The following is a 21,408-nucleotide window of genomic DNA, read 5'->3' on the forward strand; positions in this document are numbered from 1 at the left end:
AATCAAGACAGCGAAGTGATTAGCTTTGTAGGGTGGGCAGTGCCCACCAGATGGGTTTCAGGCATTGTCAATATTATAAATACTTGCAAGAATCTACTTACAAACATTAAATCGATATTATCGTTTAGCTAAAACTGCTCCGTTATGATGGATTGCATCTCCGAATCTAGTACCACAGATATTGAGTTTCATTTAGTTGCCGAGCGGCAATTAGTCTCGATTGGAGCGATCGATGAGGTGTCGATCGCTCCAGCTTCGATCGCGATTGAATTCGATCCATTTGCCGATGGCGAACTCGTACTGACAGCACCAGCTACTGAGTCTCAGCAGGAAATTTGGCTGGGCGTTCAGCTCAGTCAGGAAGCCAATCTAGCCTGTATGCTATCTCAATCATTGCGATTAATAGGTCGGTTAAATCTCCATGCTTTGCAAGCTGCTGTGAATGGATTAGTCAATCGCCATGAATCCTTGCGGACGACTTTTAGTGGTGATGGCACGATGATTCTGATTGCCAAACCTAGCAAGTTACAGTTGCCAGTTAGCGATTGCTTGGGGACACTCAACCGAGAGCGAGAACTTCAAAAATATCAAGAGCTGGCAGTCAGTACACCGTTCGATCTCACTCACGGCCCATTATTTACCGCCCAACTGATTAGATTTGATGAATGCGAACACGTACTGATACTGACAGTCCATCATATTATTTGTGATGGCTGGTCGCTAGGCGTCCTCGGGGCAGATTTAGCCAGACTTTATAACGCGATCGATCGCGGTGTCGAACCTGATTTAGAGCCAACCGCATATTTTAGTGAGTATGCTTTTTTAGAGCAGGAAAAGCTCGATTTACTGCCAAATGCACACGATCGATTACTAATAGACGAAGATAGTAGTTTAGTAACTGTAACTAGCAGCGAAATCGAAGCTTATTGGCTCAAGAAGTTTGCGGATTTACCGCCAGTTGTAGAATTACCTACAGATTATTTCCGTCCACCACTGCGGACATTTAATGCGGCTCATGAGTATCATCGATTGCCAGCAAGTTTGGTGCGATCGATCGAGCAATTGGGGATCGAGCATGGATGCAGTCTGATGACGACTCTCCTCGCAGCATTTGAAGTATTTTTATCAAAAATAACCGATCGCACCGAATTAGTAGTTGGTGTACCCACATCGGGACAAATTGCTGCTGGTAAGGACAATTTGGTCGGGCATTGTGTCAACTTTTTGCCCTGCCGCAGTAGGATCGATCCCCAATCAAAGTTTAGTGAGTATCTGAGGGCGAGGAATAGTCAGCTCTTAGATGATTACGAACATCAGGATTTCACTTTTGGGAGTTTATTAAAAAAACTCGCAATTCCGCGCGATGCGAGTCGGATACCGTTGATTTCGGCGGTGTTCAATATCGATCTCAATCCCGACGACGATCCACATCGATTCGATCGATTGACTGTTGATACTGTTACCAATCACAGTGCTTTTGCCACCTTTGAGTTTTTTCTCAATGCAGCAACTACTACCGATGGTCAATTACATCTAGATTGTCAATACAACACCAATTTATTTAGTGCCGCAACAATCCAGCGGCGGTTGGCAGCATTTGAAAATATTTTAGAACAAATTGTCGAGCCAGTAACGCGATCTATTAGTGAGCTATCGTTATTGAGTTTGAGCGCAGAGCATCAGTTATTAGTGACCTGGAATGATACTAAAACTGATTATCCCCACACTAAATGTATCCATCAATTATTCGAGCAACGCGTCGAGATCGAGCCGGAGGCGATCGCCCTAATATGCGAGCAGCAACAACTCACTTATCGAGAGTTAAATCATCGAGCGAATCAACTGGCAAACTATTTAATCGGATTGGGCGTCCAACCAGATGAATTAATCGGGATGGCGATCGAGCGATCGATTGACACGATCGTCTCAATTTTGGGCATTCTCAAAGCTGGTGGTGCTTATCTACCCCTCGATCTTGCCTATCCACCCGAACGGCTTGCCTTCATGCTGGAAAATGCTAACGTGTCCATCTTACTGACCAAAGCAGCACTGGCTGAGAAGTTACCCACTCATCATGCACGAGTTGTCTGCGTGGATACTGACTGGGAAGAGATTGCCACCAACCCGACCAATCCTCCCTGTCTGGTGCGATCGACTAACTTAGCTTATGTGATGTATACATCTGGTTCGACAGGTCAACCCAAGGGTGTCTGTATCCCACATCAAGGGGTAGTCCGGCTGGTTACAGCGACTAACTATGTAGATTTTAGTCCCGATCGAGTATTTCTCCAACTGGCTCCGATTTCCTTTGATGCGGCTACTTTTGAGATTTGGGGGAGCTTGCTCAACGGGGCAAAACTAGTCCTGTTTCCAGGCGATAAGCCATCTCTAGCAGAATTAGGTCAAATCATCCAACAGCAGCAAATTACCACCCTCTTTCTGACCACTGGACTATTTAACTTGATGGTTGATGAGCGATTGGCAGATTTACAACCACTCCGCCAACTCTTGACTGGGGGAGAAATCATGTCTGCCGTACATATCCGCAAGGTATTATCCATATTAGTAAATTGTCAGTTAATTAATGTCTATGGGCCGACCGAAAACACTACCTTCACTTCCTATTATCCGATTTCCAAAACCGAGGAATGGGTAACTCCCATACCAATCGGGCGACCGATCTCGAATACTCAAATCTATATTCTCAACCCTCAACTCCAACCCGTACCGATCGGGATTCCTGGGGAACTTTACATCGGTGGCGATGGATTGGCGCGGGGCTACCTCGATCGACCTGAATTAACCGCCGAGAAATTTATTCCTCACCCCTTCGCTACCGGAAAACTTTACAAAACAGGCGATCTGGCTCGTTATCTCCCCGATGGGAATATTGAATTTCTGGGGCGGATCGACAATCAAGTCAAAATACGCGGCTTTCGGATCGAACTAGGCGAAATTGAAGCCCAGCTAGCTCAACACCCCAGCGTGCGAGAAGTTACAGTCATCGATCTTCCAGATCGATCTGGAACCAAAAGTTTGGTTGCTTATTTAGTCTGCCCACAAGTACCGCCCACAGTCAGAGAATTACGGACATTTCTGCAATCGCGGTTACCCGATTATTTGATTCCTTCAGCATTTGTGACGATCGCCGCTTTACCGCTGACGCCCAATGGCAAGATCGATCGTCGCGCCTTACCCGCACCTGAATTCGAGCGATCGCCGTCCGCCGCGACCGTAGCTCCACGCAACGAGTTAGAACGACAACTGACAGAAATTTGGGAACGGTTATTAGGTGTGCGATCGATCGGGATTAATGATAATTTCTTTGAATTAGGCGGTCATTCATTAATTGCCGTGCGGCTGTTTGCCGAAATCGAGCAAACTCGGGGGCAAAACCTCCCATTAGCGACCTTATTTCAACAACAAACGATCGCCGAGCTGGCTAGTGTACTTCGTCAGGAGGAATGGTCTGCGCCTTGGTCATCGTTAGTAACGATCCAACCCCACGGCTCCAAACCACCTTTATTTTGCTTTCATCCGGTTGGCGGTAACGTGCTCGAGTATTACCCTTTAGCCGAGTATTTGGGACAAGATCGACCGATTTATGGGTTGCAATGTCAAGGTTTAGATGGCAAGCAAAAATTGATAAGTAGCATCCCCGAGATGGCAAGCAACTATATCCAAGAAATGTTGACAATTTGGCCCCAAGAACCATATTTACTGATCGGTTATTCGTTTGGTGGATTATTGGTCTATGAGGTCGCCCAGCAACTCCAAGCAATGGGTAAACAAGTAGATTTCTTAGCATTATTGGACTGCGGCTCCCCTCAGCTCGAAGCAGTACGTCCCTCGTTTACCAAATCAATTCAGATTCATTTGAGCAACTTATCTCAACTAGCAAATCAGGATAAGATCAAATATATTAAAGACCGAATTGACTATCGATTTAATAATGTCGATTATCGAGAATTTTTACTGCGGAGTTTCCCCGAAGATACACCACCTTCGATCGAACTCCTCCAACTGATCGATGCCAATTTCCAAGCAAATGAATCCTATGTCGCTCGACCTTATCCTGGCAATCTCACGTTATTTCGATGCCAAATGCAGACTTTAGACTATTATCTATCTCCAGATCTAGGATGGGGCGAGCTGGTAGGTGGCAACCTCGAAATTTATAATATTGCTAGTTCTCACTATACTATTTTGAGAGAACCAGTCGTCAGATCGGTCGCCGAAAAAATTAAATTGTGTTTAGACCAGATCCCAGCAAGTATGGTAGGAGATCGTAAATTACATGCTTGTAAATAAATATTTAAATGCCGCCGAGCGAGTATTTGTAACTTTGTCATTGATAGTTTATTCGTCGGGGCCGCTACCACTACTACTATCAAGTGGTGCCGGACAAGGGATTGATGAGCAAGATTCAGTCGCTCCGGTCGATTATACCTTGCAGCAGACAATATTTTTTATTAACTACTTTATTTCGCTGTTTTTATTAACTATTCGGTGGAAAAAATCAATTTATACTTTGAGTAAGGAGTATTCGATCTGGTTGCTAATGTTAATTGCACTAGGATCGATCGCTTGGTCTTACTCACCAGCAGTAACTAGAGCTAGAAGTATCGCTCTAGTTGGCACTAGTCTGTTTGGATTATATATGTCTGCTCGGTATAGTATGCGCGAACAACTCCGATTATTAGGCTGGAGTTTTGGCATCATTATCGTTCTGAGTTTTATATTTGCGCTGTCAAATCCTCATTATGGGATGATGGTTTCTGGCGTCCACTCAGGTACTTGGCGAGGGATCTACGTTCACAAAAATGTGTTGGGTAAAACGATCGGCATCGGTGGGCTAGTTTTTCTGCTCTTAGCAATGGATACCAAAACACAGCGATGGCTACCTTTGACGGGACTAGGGTTATCATTTTGTCTATTATTGCTATCAAAATCTTCATCGTCGATGATTAATTTCCTGACGGTATTGGCTCTAATTCCCATTTTTCAAACTTTGCGATGGCGGTATCAGTTGATGATCCCCACCGCGATCGCGATCGTCATTTTTGGTGGTGGATTATCATTGTGGGTGAATGAAAATGCGGGGATGTTATTGGGTGCGATCGGTAAAGATCCAACCCTAACGGGCAGGACGGATATGTGGCCATCTATTCTCGAAATGATTTGGAAGCAGCCGTGGTTGGGCTATGGCTACAATGGATTTTGGGGTGATTGGGATAGTCCTGGATCTTACGTCTGGTATATCGTCAATTGGACGCCACCAAATGCCCACAATGGATTTTTAGATTTGTGGTTGGATTTCGGATTAGTGGGAGTTATCATTTTTGGATTAGGATTCTGTCAAACACTAATGAGGGGCTTAAAATGGGTACGAATCGATAAGCATTGGGTGAGCTTTTGGGGAGTACTGTACTTGACATATCTAGTTTTAGGTAATCTCACAGAAAGCTCTCTAGCAATCCGTAACGATCTTTTTTGGCTGCTTTATATCACCACAGCATTCTCATTGGCACTCACCAACTTTGCACCAGACGAAATGTCTGCCGAAAAGTCATAATGACGCATTTACATCAGCTCCAAACTTATATCCATCGCCTCATGCAAAAGCCGCTCGTGAGAGGGGCGATCTGGCTGTTCATTGGCAGAGGATTGGGCTTGGTGTTGCAAGCTGCTTACTTTGTGATTATTGCGCGGACACTCGGTGTCGCCCAATATGGCGAATTTGTGAGCATGACAGCTTTAGCGGCGATCGTTTCGCCATTTGTGGGGCTAGGGATGGAAATTCTACTCCTCAAGAATGTCGCAAAAAATCGCAGTCTATTTGCAGCATATTGGGGTAACTCGCTAGTGGTTGTCTTGGTAACTGGAGTAGGATTTATTTCCTTGCTAGTACTCCTATCGCCGCTACTATTGCCGCGATCGATCTCACCGCTCACGCTGTTATTAGTAGCCGTGGGCGATTTGATTTTTGGGAGTATTACCAATCTCGCAGGGAGATCGTTTCAAGCAGTAGATCGATTGAATGTATCGGCACAAATTGGGATCTTTATTATGTTTACCAAAGTGCTAGCGGCGATCGCTTTATTGAAGTTTTTCCCCAATCCCAATAGTCTTGAATGGGTATGCTTGTATTCAGCTAGCAGTATGGTATCAGCACTATTTGCCGCGATCTTAGTGCAGCGGTGGTTGGGATCGCCAACCTTGGAATTGGCACGAATTAAATCCGAACTTACCGAAGGGTTATCATTTTCGGTGAGTAATTCAGCCTATACCATCTACAGCGATATCGACAAAACCATGCTAGCGCGACTATCGACATTAGCAGCAACAGGTATCTATGCTGCTGCATATCGCTTGATCGATGTGGCATTTATCCCCGTAATTTCGATCGCGGGTGCTGCTTATGCCGACTTTTTTCGGAAGGGTAAAGATGGTATCGGCGCAGCGTTAACTTTTGCCAGACCATTGGTGGCAATTACTGCCACTTATAGCACGATCGCGGGTGTCGCGATGTTAGTGCTAGCACCGATTGTCCCCCTAGTCTTGGGTGATGAATATCGAGAGGTAGTCGCAGCATTGCGGTGGTTGGCACCGATTCCCCTCTTTAGAGCCATGCAGCATTTTGGGGGCGATATCCTCAGCGGTTCTGGATTTCAACGTTGGCGGAGTATGCTCGAAGCTGGGATTGCCATCTTCAATATCGCTATCAATCTCTGGTTGATTCCATTGTATTCATGGAAAGGTGCTGCTTGGGCTAGTTTGACTTCAGATGGATTGCTGATGTTAGTTTTATGGATATCTGTTGCGTTCTTTTATTGGAAACAAAAATCTCAAGCTGATGGAGGATAATCGATCGATTCAGCGATCGATCTATAGATATATTTGATATTTTTAATTAAGTTATTAGACGCAAATATTGGCTGCGAATAAACTGCATAAACCTTAGCTGGTAGGCAGTGCCCACCCTACTTCTGGCTTATAAATTACGATAAAAATCTTAACTAAATTCTAGAATAAAGTAAATGCTGCACCACGCTTCACACCAGCCATCCATACGCAGAGGAGTTTGAGGAGCGGCGTCCCGCTGTTCAGATTAATTTCTAATTTTCTCACTAAAATATTAAAACATGAAAATAACTTTAATCTGTCAAGAAATTCCTTATCCAGCCATGCACGGTAGCCGGATCGATATGTGGCGCAGGATTAAAGCTTTTGCAGAGCGAGGTGTAGAATTACAATTGATATTTTGGTGGTTTGGTACCCCCCCAACCACTGAAACAATCGCCCAAATCTGTAAATATGCTAGCAAATTACATCCAATTCAGATCGAACAAACATCGCTCTCCCGACTTCGCAGAATCACCGATCTTTTTAGTTATCCGCTGGAAACTTCTTCGCGACTGATTAAAGGACAAAAATTGGCTAACTTGATGAATGAAGCGCGAGACTTCAATCCAGATATCATTTTTTTAGATGGGATTCATGGTGGCGCGATCGCTACTAGATTGAGTCAGGAGCTACAGGTGCCAATGGTCACCCGATCGCACAATATCGAACATCTCTATGCTCAAAAAATGTTCGCCGCCGCGATTAGTATCAAGGATAAATTTAGACGATATTTAGCGATGCTGCACTTAGAGCGATATGAGAAGAAGCTATTAGCAAGTAGTGCGTTATTCTATGATATTTCGGCTGACGATCTCAGGTTTTGGCAAGCTCAGAACTTGACAAATGGTCGCCTGTTACCACCATTAATCGAGTTGGCAGCCGTCGAGAGTCCAAACATTCCAGCACTGAATGAGTCCTACGATATCGTATTTTTGGGTAACTTAAATGCTGAGAATAATGTCGCTGGAGTAATCTGGTTCTTGACTGAGGTATTGCCGCTCATCCGCGATCGATTGCCGCAAGTAACAGTACTCATCGCTGGCTTCAAACCTGTCGATCGGATCGTCCAGATTTGCCACCATACGGAGCGCGTAAGTCTCCAGATCGATCCCATTTCGGCTAGCGATACATATCAGTCGGGAAAAGTATTAATCAATCCGATCTTGACAGGTAGTGGCGTCAAAATTAAATCGATCGAGATGTTACAGTTTGGTAAACCGATCGTCTCGACTAGTGAGGGCGTATCGGGCTTACCAACAGCGGTGAAACAATACTTTAGCATTGCTAACGAGCCAGCAACTTTTGCTGCCACCATCGGCGATTTTTTGCTCGCCAATTGCACTGTACCGCCGAGCGACTGTCCAGGGGAGATGCTCCGCAGACGGCAATTACTCCAGGCGTATTTTGGTGGCGAAATCATCGATAAGACGATCGCCGAGATCCAATCGATCGTCCGATCTTAACCTCCTCTCCAGCTAGCAATTATTACCATCGATGCTTGACTCCAACACTACCGCCCACAAACTGCCAGATCGGGATTCGTACCAGGCGTTGCGAATCGCGCTCCTATTTCCGACCGTAGAATTGGGTACCTACTGGCAACCAGTTTTGTCCCAATTGGCACAGTCTCACCAAGTGAGATTGTACACAGGTCGCCCGTGGGCAGGCTTCGACCCAGATGACCCCAAAAATGCGACTGTCGAAGTCGTCGGGACGACAGTCAGGGTGACGAGTAGTCAGGACAAAACCGACTACAGTGGCGGCTATATGCGCTTATCACCCGCGATCGTCGGACGGCTGTTGCAATTCAAGCCACAGGTGGTAATTGCTTGTGGCTTCTCGATTTGGACGATGCTGGCGATCCTTGCCAAACCGATCGGTCGCTGGCGGATCGTCCTCGCCTGGGATGGCAGTTCGCCCAATGTGGACTTTCGCGACTCCCCGCCGCGCTTGCTGGTACGATCGCTGATCGCGCGGTTTGTCGATCGGTTTATTACCAATAGTGAAGCTGGTAAAGCTTATTTTTGCGAGTATTTGGGGGTGGATAGTCAGCAGATTACCGTCAGACCATATCTAGTTCCCGATCCTCAGACTTTATTGGGGATGTCTGGATCGCCAGCAGCGATCCCGCTCGATCTGCCGTCGCCGATTTTTCTCTATGTCGGTCGGATCGAAGAGCGCAAAGGGCTTCAGCTCTTGCTGCAAGCTTGTCAGATGTTGCGGCAATCGGGCGATCGGTTTTCGCTCCAGATCGCGGGGCGCGGCCCCCAACAGGCGGAACTCCAAGCTTACTGCCACAGCCACGATCTGGACGATCGCGTCCAGTGGTTGGGGTGGATTGATTACCGTCAACTGGGGGGCTATTTTCAGCAAGCTGACGTATTTGTATTTCCATCGCTAGAAGATATCTGGGGGATGGTGACACTAGAAGCGATGGCATTTGGCAAACCGGTGATGTGTTCGCAGTGGGCTGGATCGTCAGAGCTGATCGCTCATGGCGAAAATGGCTGGATTTGCGATCCGCACGATCCGGCGGCGATGGCAGCAATGATGCGATCCATCATCGCGTCACCAGAATCGATCGCGACAATGGGTCGAGCCGCCCAAGCGACGATCTCCCAGCACACTCCCGCAATGGTCGCCCAGTTTTTGGCAGATACCAGTTTCCAAACACTCGATCGCGAGTCTACCACCAGCTCAGTAGAGGGTAGAGGGTAGCGATGCGCGCTCCTAGGCTTTGCCGAGGGTTTAGCGCATCAAGACAGAGGGTAGGGGGTAGAGAATCGATCGGCTCAAGTTGTTAGCACAAGACAATCTTCAATTACTTTCGCAGGAAGTCTAATCTAGACACATGCACTCACTCAATTCAGTCAACTTACCACTACATCGCCGCATTCTCAGAATGCGCGTCGATGCGACCAGTTACGAACTCGCCACCCACCAAATTTTGGACTGGGCGCAGCACCGAGAGCATCGCTATGTGTGCGCTGCCAACGTCCACATGGCGATGTCCGTGTTTGACTCGCCCCAGTTTGCGGAAGTAGTCAATCAGGCCGATCTGGTGACGCCGGATGGAATGCCCTTGGTGTGGGCACTGCGCTGGTTTGGTATTCCCGATGCCCAGCGCGTCTATGGGCCGACATTGATGCTCCAAGTCTGTGCCGCTGCTGCCACACAGCGCGTCCCGATCGGTTTATATGGCGGGACAGTGGAGAGTCTGGACGATTTTGTGAGCTTCCTAGAGTCCAAGTTTCCAGGCATTGAAATTGTCTGCCGGATTGCGCCACCGTTTCGAGCGGTGACGCCAGTAGAGGCAGCCGACTATCGCCAGCAGATTATTGATTCGGCAGCACAGATTGTGTTTGTCGGGATCGGTTGTCCCAAGCAGGAGCAGTGGATGGCGGCTCACACTAGCCAGATTCCGGCGGTGCTATTGGGTGTGGGTGCGGCGTTTGATTTTCACTCGGGGCGGGTCAAGCAAGCTCCAAGCTGGATGCAGAACAGCGGGTTGGAATGGTTGTTTCGCTGGTATCAAGAGCCAGGTCGATTGTGGCAGCGGTATCTGTACAACAATCCCCGCTTTATCGTGTTTTTGGGCTATCAATGGTTGACCCAGCGGCTCAATCGCCAGTCTTCTAACGCTAAATAATTTAATGGTAGTTAGTGGTGAGATGTAGATCGTGAAATTATTTCGACGGCGGTTATATTCGCGGCGACGCGCTCTGAGATTGGGTCTGGGGGCGATCGGTGCGCCGATTGTTTGGTCATTGACTCGATTGGCGATCGATCCAGCCCATAGTATCAACGACAACCAAAAATTCACAGTCGTTGGCAAAAAATCGCTCCGGCAGCGGGCGCAAGCTAAAGGGTTAATTTATGGAGCTTTCCCGCAGGCTGACGATCGCCAATTTGCCAGCGATCTCGCCCTCCAATCGCGGTTTGTGCGCGAATGTGGCATGATGACAGTCGGCTGCTATTGGGTGACATCTCGCCCGAGCGTGAGTACTTTCGACTTTACTGCAAGTGACTATTTTGTCAAGTTTGCTACTCGGCATCAGCTCCGATTGCACGGGCACCCGTTGATCTGGCATGAAGCGATGCCACCGTGGGTGGAGGCGACGCTCACCCCTACCACTGCCGAGCAGATCTTGACCGAGCATATCCAGAGGGTCATGGGGCGTTATGCTGGCAAGATCTCCTCGTGGGATGTCGTCAATGAAGCGATCCATGTCGGACACAACCGCCGCGCTGATGGATTCAGGGACACCCCCTGGCTCAAGTTGCTCGGTACAGACTATCTCGATCTCGCCTTTCGGGTGGCAGCTACAGCCGATCCTCAAGCCAAATTGGTGTACAACGACTTTGGGATGGAGTACGATACCCCTGAAGCTGATGCCAAGCGCGAGGCGATTTTGAACTTATTACAACGTTTCCAACAGCAGGGTACGCCGATCTATGCGTTGGGGATTCAGTCGCATCTATCAGTCAACCGCGATCGGTTCAATCGGGCTAAATTTAGATCGTTTCTGAGCAGTGTTGCTAAATTGGGCTTGAAAATCCAGATCTCTGAGCTAGATGTCACCGATCGTAATTTGCCTGTGGAGATTGCCAACCGCGATCGCGCGATCGCCAGGATGTATGCGGATTATCTGACGACTGCGCTCGACGAACGTGCGGTCATCTCCGTGACTACCTGGGGACTGAGCGATCGCTACACTTGGCTAGCACAAGAAAAACCTCGCACCGATCGAGCACCAGTGCGTCCGTTACCATTCGATCGTCACTACCAGCCCAAACTAGCCCAGCAAGCGATCGCGTGGGCATTCGATCGCGCTCCCAAACGTTAATTACTCAAAGTCTCGTCATCATGTTTTCAGCTCGTAATTCCGACAAGATTTCCGGCAACCGTCAGTCTTCAGTCATTTGTATCAAACCGATCGGTGGTTTAGGTAATCGACTCCGCACCATCGATGCCGCGATCGCTTTAGCTCAAGCAAATCATAGCTATCTAGAGGTGATTTGGCAACTGAATGCCGATCTAAATTGTCGATTTGAAGATTTATTCGAGCTGCCTTCCAGCATCGATCGGATCGTCCAAATTGATACTAGCGATCTATTTAGTCGCCTAGTCGAAAAAATTTGTCGTACCAAAATTGGCGGGATGATTCAAAGCCTATATTTCAAATATGTATTGAAGTCATTCGATCTAGTTTTGACATTCGATCGAATGGAAAGTTATCATGCTCGGGACTATATCGGGTGTGATTTTCAACAACTAGCTGCTGATAAGCGAGTGTATATTGCTACGGTACATCGCTTTTATCCATCCGCGCATCCTTTTGCCAATTTTGTCCCAGTGGAGCGGTTGCAGCGGATTATTACCGAGATCGCCACCAATTTCGATCGTGTCATTGGCGTGCATATTCGACGTACTGACAATCACCAATCCCTAGCATCCAGCCCGACGACCGCATTTATTGAATTAATGCAAGCAGAGATTTCTCTAGATAATAACACCAAGTTTTTTGTCGCCACCGATTCACAACTAGAAGAAGAGCAGTTAAAACAAACCTTTCCAAATCGCATCATTACCTACCAGAAGCAGTCACTCGATCGTGACGATCCTGTGGCGATTGAAGATGCCGTCATCGATCTTTATTGCTTATCAAAATGTCGAAAATTGATTGGTAGTTACTACAGTTCTTTTACTGATACCGCACATCAAATCGAGGGGATAGATTACACGATCGTCAAAACTAGTTCCTAAACAGTTAATATTGAAATTTTTAGGATAGATTAAAGCCCTAATTTGATTAAATTATCACTTACAAATAATATTTATAGCTGAATTAGAGTCAGTATTTTGACTGATTTTATCGAATGATGTCCTATGTTAATATTTAATCAATTATGAGAATTGTTATGGAATCCAAGGAATCGATCGATTTAGACCTCAGTAATTATTTATTAGCAGTCAAACGACATTGGATTCCTGCCGTTAGCATTTTTGCGACTACAGTTGCGCTGAGTATTGTTGCTGCCTCATTTCAAAAGCCAACTTACCAAGCCGAAGGAAGACTATTATTCAAGAATCCTACCTTCAAGGTGGTAGGCTCCAATCTCGTACCGACGAGCATGGAAGGTGGCGAGTCAGGAGACTTAAAGTCACTAACATCAACTCAAAATCCACTTGGCACCCAGATCGAAATTATTACTTCACGCCCCTTGTTGCAGCAAACTATCGATCGGCTCCAGCTCAAAGACGAGCGCAATAAACCGCTGGAGGTGAGCGATCTTCAGACTGGGTTAACATCTAAAATTGTTGGTGGCTCAGATATACTGCAAATCAATTACAAGAGTCGCGATCGTCAAGCAGCGGCAAAGATCGTTAATACACTGATGAATGTTTATCTAGAAAATGACATTCGGACAAGTCGAGCTGAGGCGGGAACTGCACGCCTATTTATGGATCGGCAACTCCCGCAGACACTAGCTGCTGTCAACCAAGCCGAAGCAGTAGTCCGTAAATTCAAACAAGAACATAACATTGTCGATTTATCAGAAGAAGCCAAATCGGCTGTTGGCGTGATGGGGAATTTGGATACTAGTATCAATGCCGTGCGCTCTGAGCTAGAACAGGTAACGGCTCAAAGCAAGGACTTATATAAAAAAATTAATCTAAATTCACAAGAGGCGATGACGATTAGTGCAATTAGTCAGTCACCAGCTATTCAAGGAAGTCTGAACCAGCTACAAGATGTCGAGCGACAACTGGCAACTGAAAGTAGTCGCTTTTCGGAAACCAATCCAATTATCATCAGTCTCAAAGAGAAGCAATCTAAATTGTCAACCCTCTTACAGAGTCAAATTCAGACGGCGATCGGTAGTCAAACACAAGTGCCGCAAGGCATACTCAGAATTGGAGAACTCAAGCAAAGTATGATTGGGGAGCTGCTGCGATCGGAAGTGCAGCAAACTGGCTTAGTTAACAAACTAACTTCGCTCCAAAATTCTCGTGCGGCTTATGAAAAAAGAGTCGGTGCAATGCCGCAGCTATTGCAGACTCAACGGCAGCTAGAGCGGCAGCTTGAAGTCTCTCAATCTACATATCAAACGTTATTGAAGAAGGTGCAAGAACTGCAATTAGCACAAAACAAAAATATTTCAAATGCTCGGATTTTGACTAATGCAGCGATTCCTAAAAAACCCGAATCAGGTAAGCAGCCACTAATTTGGGGCTTGGGAATGCTGCTCGGTGCTTTATTGGGTACTAGTGCAATTGCTTATCTAGAATCTAGAGATAAGTCGCTCAAGACAGTCAAAGAAATCGAGAAGATCTTTGGGTATACTTTATTAGGATCGATCCCTGCAAATAAGCAAAAGTCGCGCAAACGCGATCGCCAACCAGAGTCAACCACACTAGAGGTTGCAGTTAGAGATACACCCCAATCTCTAACTAGTGAAATGTCTCGGGATATTCAAGCCAATTTACGATTTCTGAGTACAGAACGACCATTGAAAACGATCGCGATCTCAAGCTCGATCGCCAATGAAGGTAAATCTAAAGTAGCAGCCAATTTGGCCGCAGCGATCGCCGGAATGGGTCACAAAGTCCTCTTGATTGATGCCGATTTGCGCGTTCCTTATCAGCACCGTTTCTGGAAACTACCGTTGGCGAAAGGATTGAGCGATCTCCTAATGGGCAAATCCAAAAAATTCAAACAAATCTTGTGGACAGTGATGGAGAATTTGGATGTATTGACGGCTGGAACTCGACCGCATAATCCGCTCTCATGTCTGGAATCTCAGCAGATGAAGTCATTAATTAATGAAGTTACCGATCTGTACGATTTTGTAATTATCGATACGCCACCGATCTTGGTAGCTAGTGATGTCCTGAGTGTTGGGCAGATCGCCGATGGGCTGTTGTTGGTCGCGCGCCCAGGTGTCATCGACGCCAATAGTGCTAATGCTGCACTAGAAAAATTAAAAATGGCTCATACCAATGTATTGGGACTAATTGTGAATGGAGTAATTGCCAAAAATGAATCAGCAGATTATTTTTCGGCGACTGAAGCCTATTTTAGCGTAGAGCCAGATCTGGAGGCACCTTGGACAGATTATATGACCCAACTCGGCGAAACGATCGCCGATCGATCCAGGCAAGAAACCAGATTTACCGACCCAGTCGCATCAACTACCATGTTTGGCAAACCTGAGCCGCTCAAAAGACCGAGTAAATAAGGATTATAATGAGACGGCAGGATTTATAATCTTAATCGATATGCGCGTTCAGGTGATTGGTGGTGGATTAGCAGGTACAGAAGCAGCTTGGCAGATCGCGCAGGCGGGTGTACCCGTGACTCTACATGAGATGCGTCCCCACACTTTGAGTCCAGCACATCATAGCCAAGAATTAGCAGAACTGGTGTGTAGTAACTCATTTGGTGCCCAATCTACCGATCGCGCCGCCGGATTACTGCACGAAGAATTGCGCCGCTTGGGTTCGATTATTATTGGCAAAGCCGACCATCATGCCGTCCCCGCAGGTGGCGCATTAGCAGTCGATCGCGGTCAGTTTAGCCACGATCTGACCGCAACCCTCGCCAACCATCCCCTGGTCGAATTTCGCCGCGATACAGTACCCGAAATCCCCCGCGATGGGATCGTGATTTTAGCCACTGGGCCGCTGACAGCTCCCGCGCTTGCTGAGGATATTCAGCGGTTGGCAGGGATGGACTATCTCAACTTTTTTGATGCCGCTAGTCCGATTATCGTCGGGGATTCGATCGACAAAAATATTGCTTTCTTTGCCTCCCGCTATGACAAAGGCGAAGCGGCATACCTCAACTGTCCGATGAATAAGGAGCAATACCTCCACTTCCAGCAAGAGCTATGTAATGCCGAGCAAGCCGAACTCAAAGATTTCGATCGCGAGACTGCCAAATTCTTTGAAGCTTGTCTACCGATCGAGGAATTGGCGCAACGGGGTGAGGAAACCATGCGGTATGGACCCCTGAAGCCTGTAGGCTTATTCGACGCCCGCAGAGGCGATTTCAAAGCACCTGAGAACCAGATCCATCGTCCCTATGCCGTGATTCAATTGCGTCAGGAAGACAAAGCCGGACAACTGTGGAATATGGTGGGTTTCCAGACCAATTTGAAGTGGGGCGAACAAAAGCGGATTTTCTCGATGATTCCTGGCTTGGAAAATGCCGAATTCGTGCGCTTGGGAGTGATGCACCGCAACACCTTTATCAACTCGCCGCAGTTACTATCGTCCTCGCTCCAATTCCACAGCCGCCATACCTTACTAGCCGCCGGACAAATCATCGGTACCGAGGGTTATACAGCGGCAGCGGCGGGTGGGTGGTTGGCTGGGACAAACGCAGCACGGTTATTCTTGGGACAAGAACCGATTACGATGCCGCGTGTGACGATGATGGGTTCGCTGTTTGATTTTATCAGCACTGCCGAACCCAAGTATTTCCAGCCGATGCCGCCGAACTTTGGGATCTTCCAAGAGTTGCCAACCAAGATCAAAAATAAGCAAGAACGTTATGGAGCGTATCGCGATCGCTCTTTGAGTGCGATCGATCGACTGATTGCCGAGCAGCTAGCTCCACAGTCTGCGCGTCCAGCCGTATTTGTCTAATGTGAATTTGGGACAGGAAGAGCCTAGAGACTGAAGTCTCGGCTCATGATGCAAAGTCCGCCTTCGCGGACTAGTTTGTTATGCGTTGCTCAATTAAGGTCTGAAACGCCTAAAAATTTTTGGTAGGGGGAATGCCTGTCTTGACCCAAACGCTTAGCACGACCGTATGGGGTTATCTCTACATCGATCGACATTTCTCCTGCCGAGTCCCCTACGTTAAAATTGAAGAAATTCGATAAGTAAAGACTTTCAACTGTCAAAGTCGTTACATTAAAAGGATGGATAAGTTTTTATACAGGTGGTTATGCTCCAACAACTACTCACTCTCATTAAACCCGTGATGAAATCCCTCGTAGCAGTCGGACTTGTCTTAACTCTCGTCATGTCCCAGGCTGGTGATGCGCTGGCTGCACGTAGTGGCGGACGCATTGGGGGTGGTTCTTTCCGCTCACCTAGTCGTGGGTACAGTAACCCGAGTGGTGGTTCTTACGGCGGTCGTGGCGGTGGCTATTATCCAGGTGGCGGTTTCTCACCGTTCTTCTTTCTCCCATTCATCGGTGGTGGCGGCGGCGGTTTATTCTCGCTGTTGATTATGGTTGCGGTGGGGGGATTTTTACTCAATACTTTCCGACGAGTCGCTGGTGGTGATAGTTTTGAAGGTGGCGATGTCTACAATCCCAAAGTATCGATCGCCCAAATTCAAGTCGGTCTATTAGCTGATGCACGTAATGTTCAGTCTAAATTAGACCAATTGGCAGAGACTGTCAATGCGGATACGGCTAGCGGTCGGATGTACCTGCTCCAAGAAACCAGCCTCGAACTATTACGTCACCCTGAATACTGGACGTATGGTCAGACTGGCGTCCAGCAAGCCAAACTCGATCGCGCTGAAGCTGTCTTCAATCAATTGTCCCTCAACGAGCGCGGTAAATTTACCACCGAAACTCTGAGCAAAGTCAATAACCAGCTCCGTCAAGCGAACGCTAATCCCGTACTCAACTCTACAGGTGAATTGGCAACAGCAGAGCAAGAACGCCCTGAGTATATTATTGTCACCCTCTTGGTGGCGGCTACTCGATCGCTCGAACTCCCCATCATCAATGGGCAAGACGATCTGCGTCGAGCGTTGCAAATGCTTGGTAGTCTGGATGCTAGTGCGATCGTCGCAGTGGAAGCGATCTGGACACCTCAAGCCAATGGTGATGCGTTGACGACTGATGATATCATGGCTCATTATCCCAATCTCAAGTTAGTTTAGGATTTTATTAGATTTAAACAGCCTCCCAGTTTAGGGAGGCTTTTTTAGTAGTGTCAGTTTGGGATATATAGCAACCACCAAGACTGTTAGGACACTCTGCCTTTTAGTCTGCGGAGGCAGACTTTGCACCGTGAGCAACGACTTCCAGTCGTTGTCATCTCCTCAGCACTGTGGCGGTTGCTATAAATCTCAATCTGGCGATCGATTATTCATCCATTTCCACCATTGACTGAGGGAGCGGGTAAATACTAGCGGCTGGAGTTCCTTTGCCTTGCGGGATGTGAGATCTTGAGCGATCTCAAAAGCTGCATATTGCAATCCTAAAAAACTATCGACAGGCGCATAGTAATTACCCAACGTAATCGCACCTGAGGCATAGACTTTGCCCGACTGATTTGCCAACTCTGCTAATTCAAACTCAGGTGTCACCGTCAGTCTCCCAAGGGGATTGAGCGGTAGACTATATTGTTGTACCAAATCTTGAAGCAAGGGACTTGCCAGAATCGGCGCATCGACAGCAGTAGCATCGATGATAAAATCTGATTCCAATGGCAGATCGCTCTTGGTTCCTGACTCGCGGATTGTCGTCGTCGTGCCACCATGAGCATTGGGGACGACTTGCTGCACTTCACCATAGTAGATCTGATACCAGCCTTTGTTGATGCCGCCAGTGATGATTTTTCGCCAGTCGGGGCGGTTCATCGTCGTCACGCCACCCCAGTCAGCGAGGAGGTGCTGACGTTGCTCTGGTGTTGCTGTGGCGAGAATAGCTTTATGGCGTCCACCCCATGCAGATTTGGGCCAATTGAAGGGCTGAAATTCATAATTGTGCTCGACTTTGCGCTCGGCGACACCGTATCTACTCCCTTCAACTTTGGGAGAGCGGAGCAACTGGATCACCCGAATTTCGACGCGATCGTGAGTCCGCCGCAGTGTGTAGATTTTTTGTAAGATCCGCGCGGCGACAATGCCTGTACCGCGCAGTAGCAGTGTTCCCCCAGTGGTGGCGAGAGCTTCATAGATGTGTTCGTGTGGTTCGTAGGCATTGACTACGGTTTTCACATCTTGGGTACGGTCGCGATAGGCTTGGAGATCTGGCAAAAATTGGAGCGCGGGATAGCCAGTGGCGATATGGACGTACCGCGCGATCGTGCAGGCATAATCAGTCGGTTGTTGACAGGTATAGACGATCGCATATCGCCCGTCAGTAGTCTTGCGAATGGCTTTTACATGTGCTGTCCGAGTCATCTTGCGCCAACCGATCCGGATTGCTTCCCGATCGATCGCGGCGATCACATCGCCAGCTTTGGGGGTATAGGTAGTTGCTAGTGTCGGCTCAGCGAATACCTGCCACAGGTGTCCGAGACTCGATCGCCATTTCCCTCTAGCGATGCCTCTAGTCGCCTCCAAGGTCGCATAGTTGGGAAAACCCCAAAGATTGTCAGGGCAAGCATCCGCAGGGGATCTGAGCCGCTCCTGGGGGACGATCTGGGTATTGAGACAGAGTTGCTGATAGCGTCCGTAGGGTTGTTGCTCCATCCCCAATACGCGCACCTGCTCGGTACTCACCCCACTAATTCTGAGCAAGTCTACCCAACTAAAACTCCCCAACCCGCCACCGATGGTGGCATATTCGACTTCTTCGACAGGCAATCCCGTGGCGTGAATGACCTGGGGTTCGATCTGTTGCTGCTGAAAGATTGGGGGTAAACAGCTATTTACGGGAATAATCGGTGGGGGAGTGATGCGCGGATCTGGGCGATTGGTGACGGAGTTGAAGCCGATTTGAGATTGACTAGCTGGGGTGGTAACGGGTTGAGCATTGGTAGGGAGCGCGATCGCGATTTGGTAGTTCCCGATCTGGATGATATCCCCAGGCGCGATCTGGCTTTGAGCCTGTTTTACCCCGTTGACGATGACACCATTACTACTCCCGCGATCGACGATCGTCAGTCGATCTTGGTGGATCTCGATCGAGGCATGATAGCGGGATATGTCCAAACTACTCAACACGATCCGACAGACACGTTGACCATCTAGGGTATTGGGAAGTCGCTCAAATTCACGCCCCAAGGCAATTGGGACAGTTAACAGGGGTTCTTTGCGTTCTCCTGTGGCTGGATCTTCCCACATCAAACGGATTTGCACGAGCGATTTACAGAGTATTTAGTTATCAATTTTACCAGGATGGACGAGATTTTGGTCGCTTGGTCGATTTAAGCGTTCATTCAATCCCTAAAGCCTAAAGCCTAAAGCCTAAGACCTAACTTCCAGCCGATCGATTCAATAATACCGGACAGGGAGCTTTGACTCGCACATAGTCCGAAAGTGAGTTACCGAGTAAGCGATCGAGATCGGGTAAATTCTTGGCGATCGACGGACGACGTTCTGGTGAGCCGATCGTGACGAGATCGACATTGAATTCTTCAGCAGCCTTACAGATCTCTTTGCCTGGATCGCCGACAGCGACGATACATTTATAGGCGACACCGAGTTTTTTTGCTTCATTGATTGCTGGAGCAAAAATCGGATCGCGATCGGGATTGATTAAAGCATCGGCAGTTTTTTGGTCGGCTTTTACTTGCACCAATAGTAGTTGACTACCTTTGATATCTCGTAACAACGATAGAGCTAATTTGAGTGCGGCTTGGGCAGCGATCGAGTGATTATATCCCACCATAATCCGATTGATACGTTTGATATCGACATCATCTTTGACCAATAACATCGGACGCGAAGTGAGCTGAAAAACATATTGACTGACAGAATTGGCAAGGATCGACTGGAGCCGATTGAGTCCGCGCGAACCCATAATAATCAAGTCAGAATTTTCCTCATCAGCAACTTGACAGACAGTATCTTTGGGATCGCCTTGTTTGAGTCGCACATTGACTTTCGCCGGATCGAGCTTGAGATACTCGATCGCACTAGCCAAGATCTTACCGCCATCGGTTAGCTTTTGAGCCATCAGTTCGGCGGTGACTTGAGGCGTGACTACATGTAGGATGGTGACTTTTGCCCCTTGGATGGCGGGGATTTCCATCAATATTTTGAGCATTTGTTCGCACTTACCCAAGCCAGCGACGGCAATTAAAATATTTTGAATCATTGGTATTGCATCCTATTTAATTCTAAAATTAGCTGGTGGTGAGATGAAGCTTGACACCCCCGACAATTGGCTTTTTTAACCGATGAGAGTTTTATCGTCGCAAGGTCGTTAAAATTTTTGTTATATTCTCGATCTTGCACTGTAGCGATCCCCGCAGCGATCGATCGCAATATTATTTATCATTTAATTACATCGCCAATCGTAAGTTGAGTTTCGCGTTGCTCTATCCAACGAACCGATCGCGATCGTCTGTGTGAGTCGATCTGAGTTGGACGATGAGCAGGGATTCGATTTAGCTTGATGTCCATACTATCCACCATTCACCACTCACCATCCACCATCCACCATCCACCATCCACCATTCACCATTCACCATCCACCATCCACCATCCACCATTCACCATCCACCATTCACCATCCACCATCCACCATTCACCACTCGATCGATTGAAATGAGAGAATAAACATCAGTATCTTTAT

General features: G+C 47.6%; 14 protein-coding genes. 12 read left to right on the forward strand and 2 right to left on the reverse strand.

What is annotated here, in order from left to right:
* The first annotated feature begins 144 nt into the window (after positions 1-144).
* The 11 genes from ACEW9I_RS09990 (at position 145) to ACEW9I_RS10040 (ending at position 17,819) form a co-directional block, all read left to right on the forward strand.
* On the forward strand, positions 145-4,311 hold the full coding sequence (locus tag ACEW9I_RS09990; protein ID WP_373540197.1) for an amino acid adenylation domain-containing protein: 4,167 nt from the start codon (positions 145-147) through the stop codon (positions 4,309-4,311).
* Positions 4,298-5,575, forward strand: a complete 1,278-nt coding sequence (locus ACEW9I_RS09995) for an O-antigen ligase family protein (RefSeq protein ID WP_373540198.1) — start codon at positions 4,298-4,300, stop codon at positions 5,573-5,575. Before ACEW9I_RS09990 ends, ACEW9I_RS09995 begins: the two co-directional genes overlap by 14 nt.
* Positions 5,575-6,867: an oligosaccharide flippase family protein gene (locus ACEW9I_RS10000; protein WP_373540199.1), complete on the forward strand. Its 1,293-nt coding sequence runs from the start codon at positions 5,575-5,577 to the stop codon at positions 6,865-6,867. The genes ACEW9I_RS09995 and ACEW9I_RS10000 overlap by 1 nt, the downstream gene beginning before the upstream one ends.
* Positions 6,868-7,145: 278 nt before the next feature.
* On the forward strand, positions 7,146-8,369 hold the full coding sequence (locus ACEW9I_RS10005) for a glycosyltransferase (protein WP_373540200.1): 1,224 nt from the start codon (positions 7,146-7,148) through the stop codon (positions 8,367-8,369).
* A gap of 31 nt (positions 8,370-8,400) precedes the next feature.
* Complete coding sequence (locus tag ACEW9I_RS10010; RefSeq protein ID WP_373540201.1) at positions 8,401-9,624, forward strand: glycosyltransferase family 4 protein; 1,224 nt, start codon at positions 8,401-8,403, stop codon at positions 9,622-9,624.
* A 133-nt stretch (positions 9,625-9,757) separates the two neighbouring features.
* On the forward strand, positions 9,758-10,555 hold the full coding sequence (locus ACEW9I_RS10015; RefSeq protein WP_373540202.1) for a WecB/TagA/CpsF family glycosyltransferase: 798 nt from the start codon (positions 9,758-9,760) through the stop codon (positions 10,553-10,555).
* Between the two features lie 31 nt (positions 10,556-10,586).
* On the forward strand, positions 10,587-11,753 hold the full coding sequence (locus ACEW9I_RS10020; RefSeq protein WP_373540203.1) for an endo-1,4-beta-xylanase: 1,167 nt from the start codon (positions 10,587-10,589) through the stop codon (positions 11,751-11,753).
* A gap of 20 nt (positions 11,754-11,773) precedes the next feature.
* Entirely contained in the window at positions 11,774-12,673 is a 900-nt protein-coding gene (locus ACEW9I_RS10025) for a hypothetical protein (RefSeq protein WP_373540204.1), read from the forward strand.
* A 155-nt stretch (positions 12,674-12,828) separates the two neighbouring features.
* On the forward strand, positions 12,829-15,150 hold the full coding sequence (locus ACEW9I_RS10030) for a GumC family protein (RefSeq protein WP_373540205.1): 2,322 nt from the start codon (positions 12,829-12,831) through the stop codon (positions 15,148-15,150).
* Positions 15,151-15,190: 40 nt separating this feature from the next.
* A complete protein-coding gene (trmFO, locus tag ACEW9I_RS10035; protein WP_373540206.1) occupies positions 15,191-16,561 on the forward strand; it encodes an FADH(2)-oxidizing methylenetetrahydrofolate--tRNA-(uracil(54)-C(5))-methyltransferase TrmFO in 1,371 nt (456 codons plus the stop codon).
* A gap of 304 nt (positions 16,562-16,865) precedes the next feature.
* Complete coding sequence (locus ACEW9I_RS10040) at positions 16,866-17,819, forward strand: DUF1517 domain-containing protein (RefSeq protein WP_373540207.1); 954 nt, start codon at positions 16,866-16,868, stop codon at positions 17,817-17,819.
* A gap of 189 nt (positions 17,820-18,008) precedes the next feature.
* Here ACEW9I_RS10040 and ACEW9I_RS10045 read toward each other — a convergent pair whose 3' ends face one another.
* Both ACEW9I_RS10045 and ACEW9I_RS10050 read right to left on the reverse strand, forming a co-directional pair.
* The gene (locus ACEW9I_RS10045) at positions 18,009-19,967 is read right to left on the reverse strand and encodes an FHA domain-containing protein (protein ID WP_373540208.1); all 1,959 of its coding nucleotides are present in this window, start codon (positions 19,965-19,967) and stop codon (positions 18,009-18,011) included.
* Between the two features lie 115 nt (positions 19,968-20,082).
* A complete protein-coding gene (locus ACEW9I_RS10050) occupies positions 20,083-20,928 on the reverse strand; it encodes a universal stress protein (RefSeq protein ID WP_373540209.1) in 846 nt (281 codons plus the stop codon).
* A gap of 300 nt (positions 20,929-21,228) precedes the next feature.
* On the opposite strand from ACEW9I_RS10050, the gene ACEW9I_RS10055 reads away from it, so the two are divergent.
* Positions 21,229-21,384 carry a hypothetical protein gene (locus ACEW9I_RS10055; RefSeq protein ID WP_373540210.1) on the forward strand — a complete coding sequence of 52 codons (156 nt, stop codon included), beginning with the start codon at positions 21,229-21,231 and terminating at the stop codon, positions 21,382-21,384.
* Positions 21,385-21,408 lie beyond the last annotated feature (24 nt).

Origin of the sequence: Chamaesiphon sp. (assembly GCF_041738855.1) — a bacterium.
Lineage (GTDB): Bacteria > Cyanobacteriota > Cyanobacteriia > Cyanobacteriales > Chamaesiphonaceae > Chamaesiphon.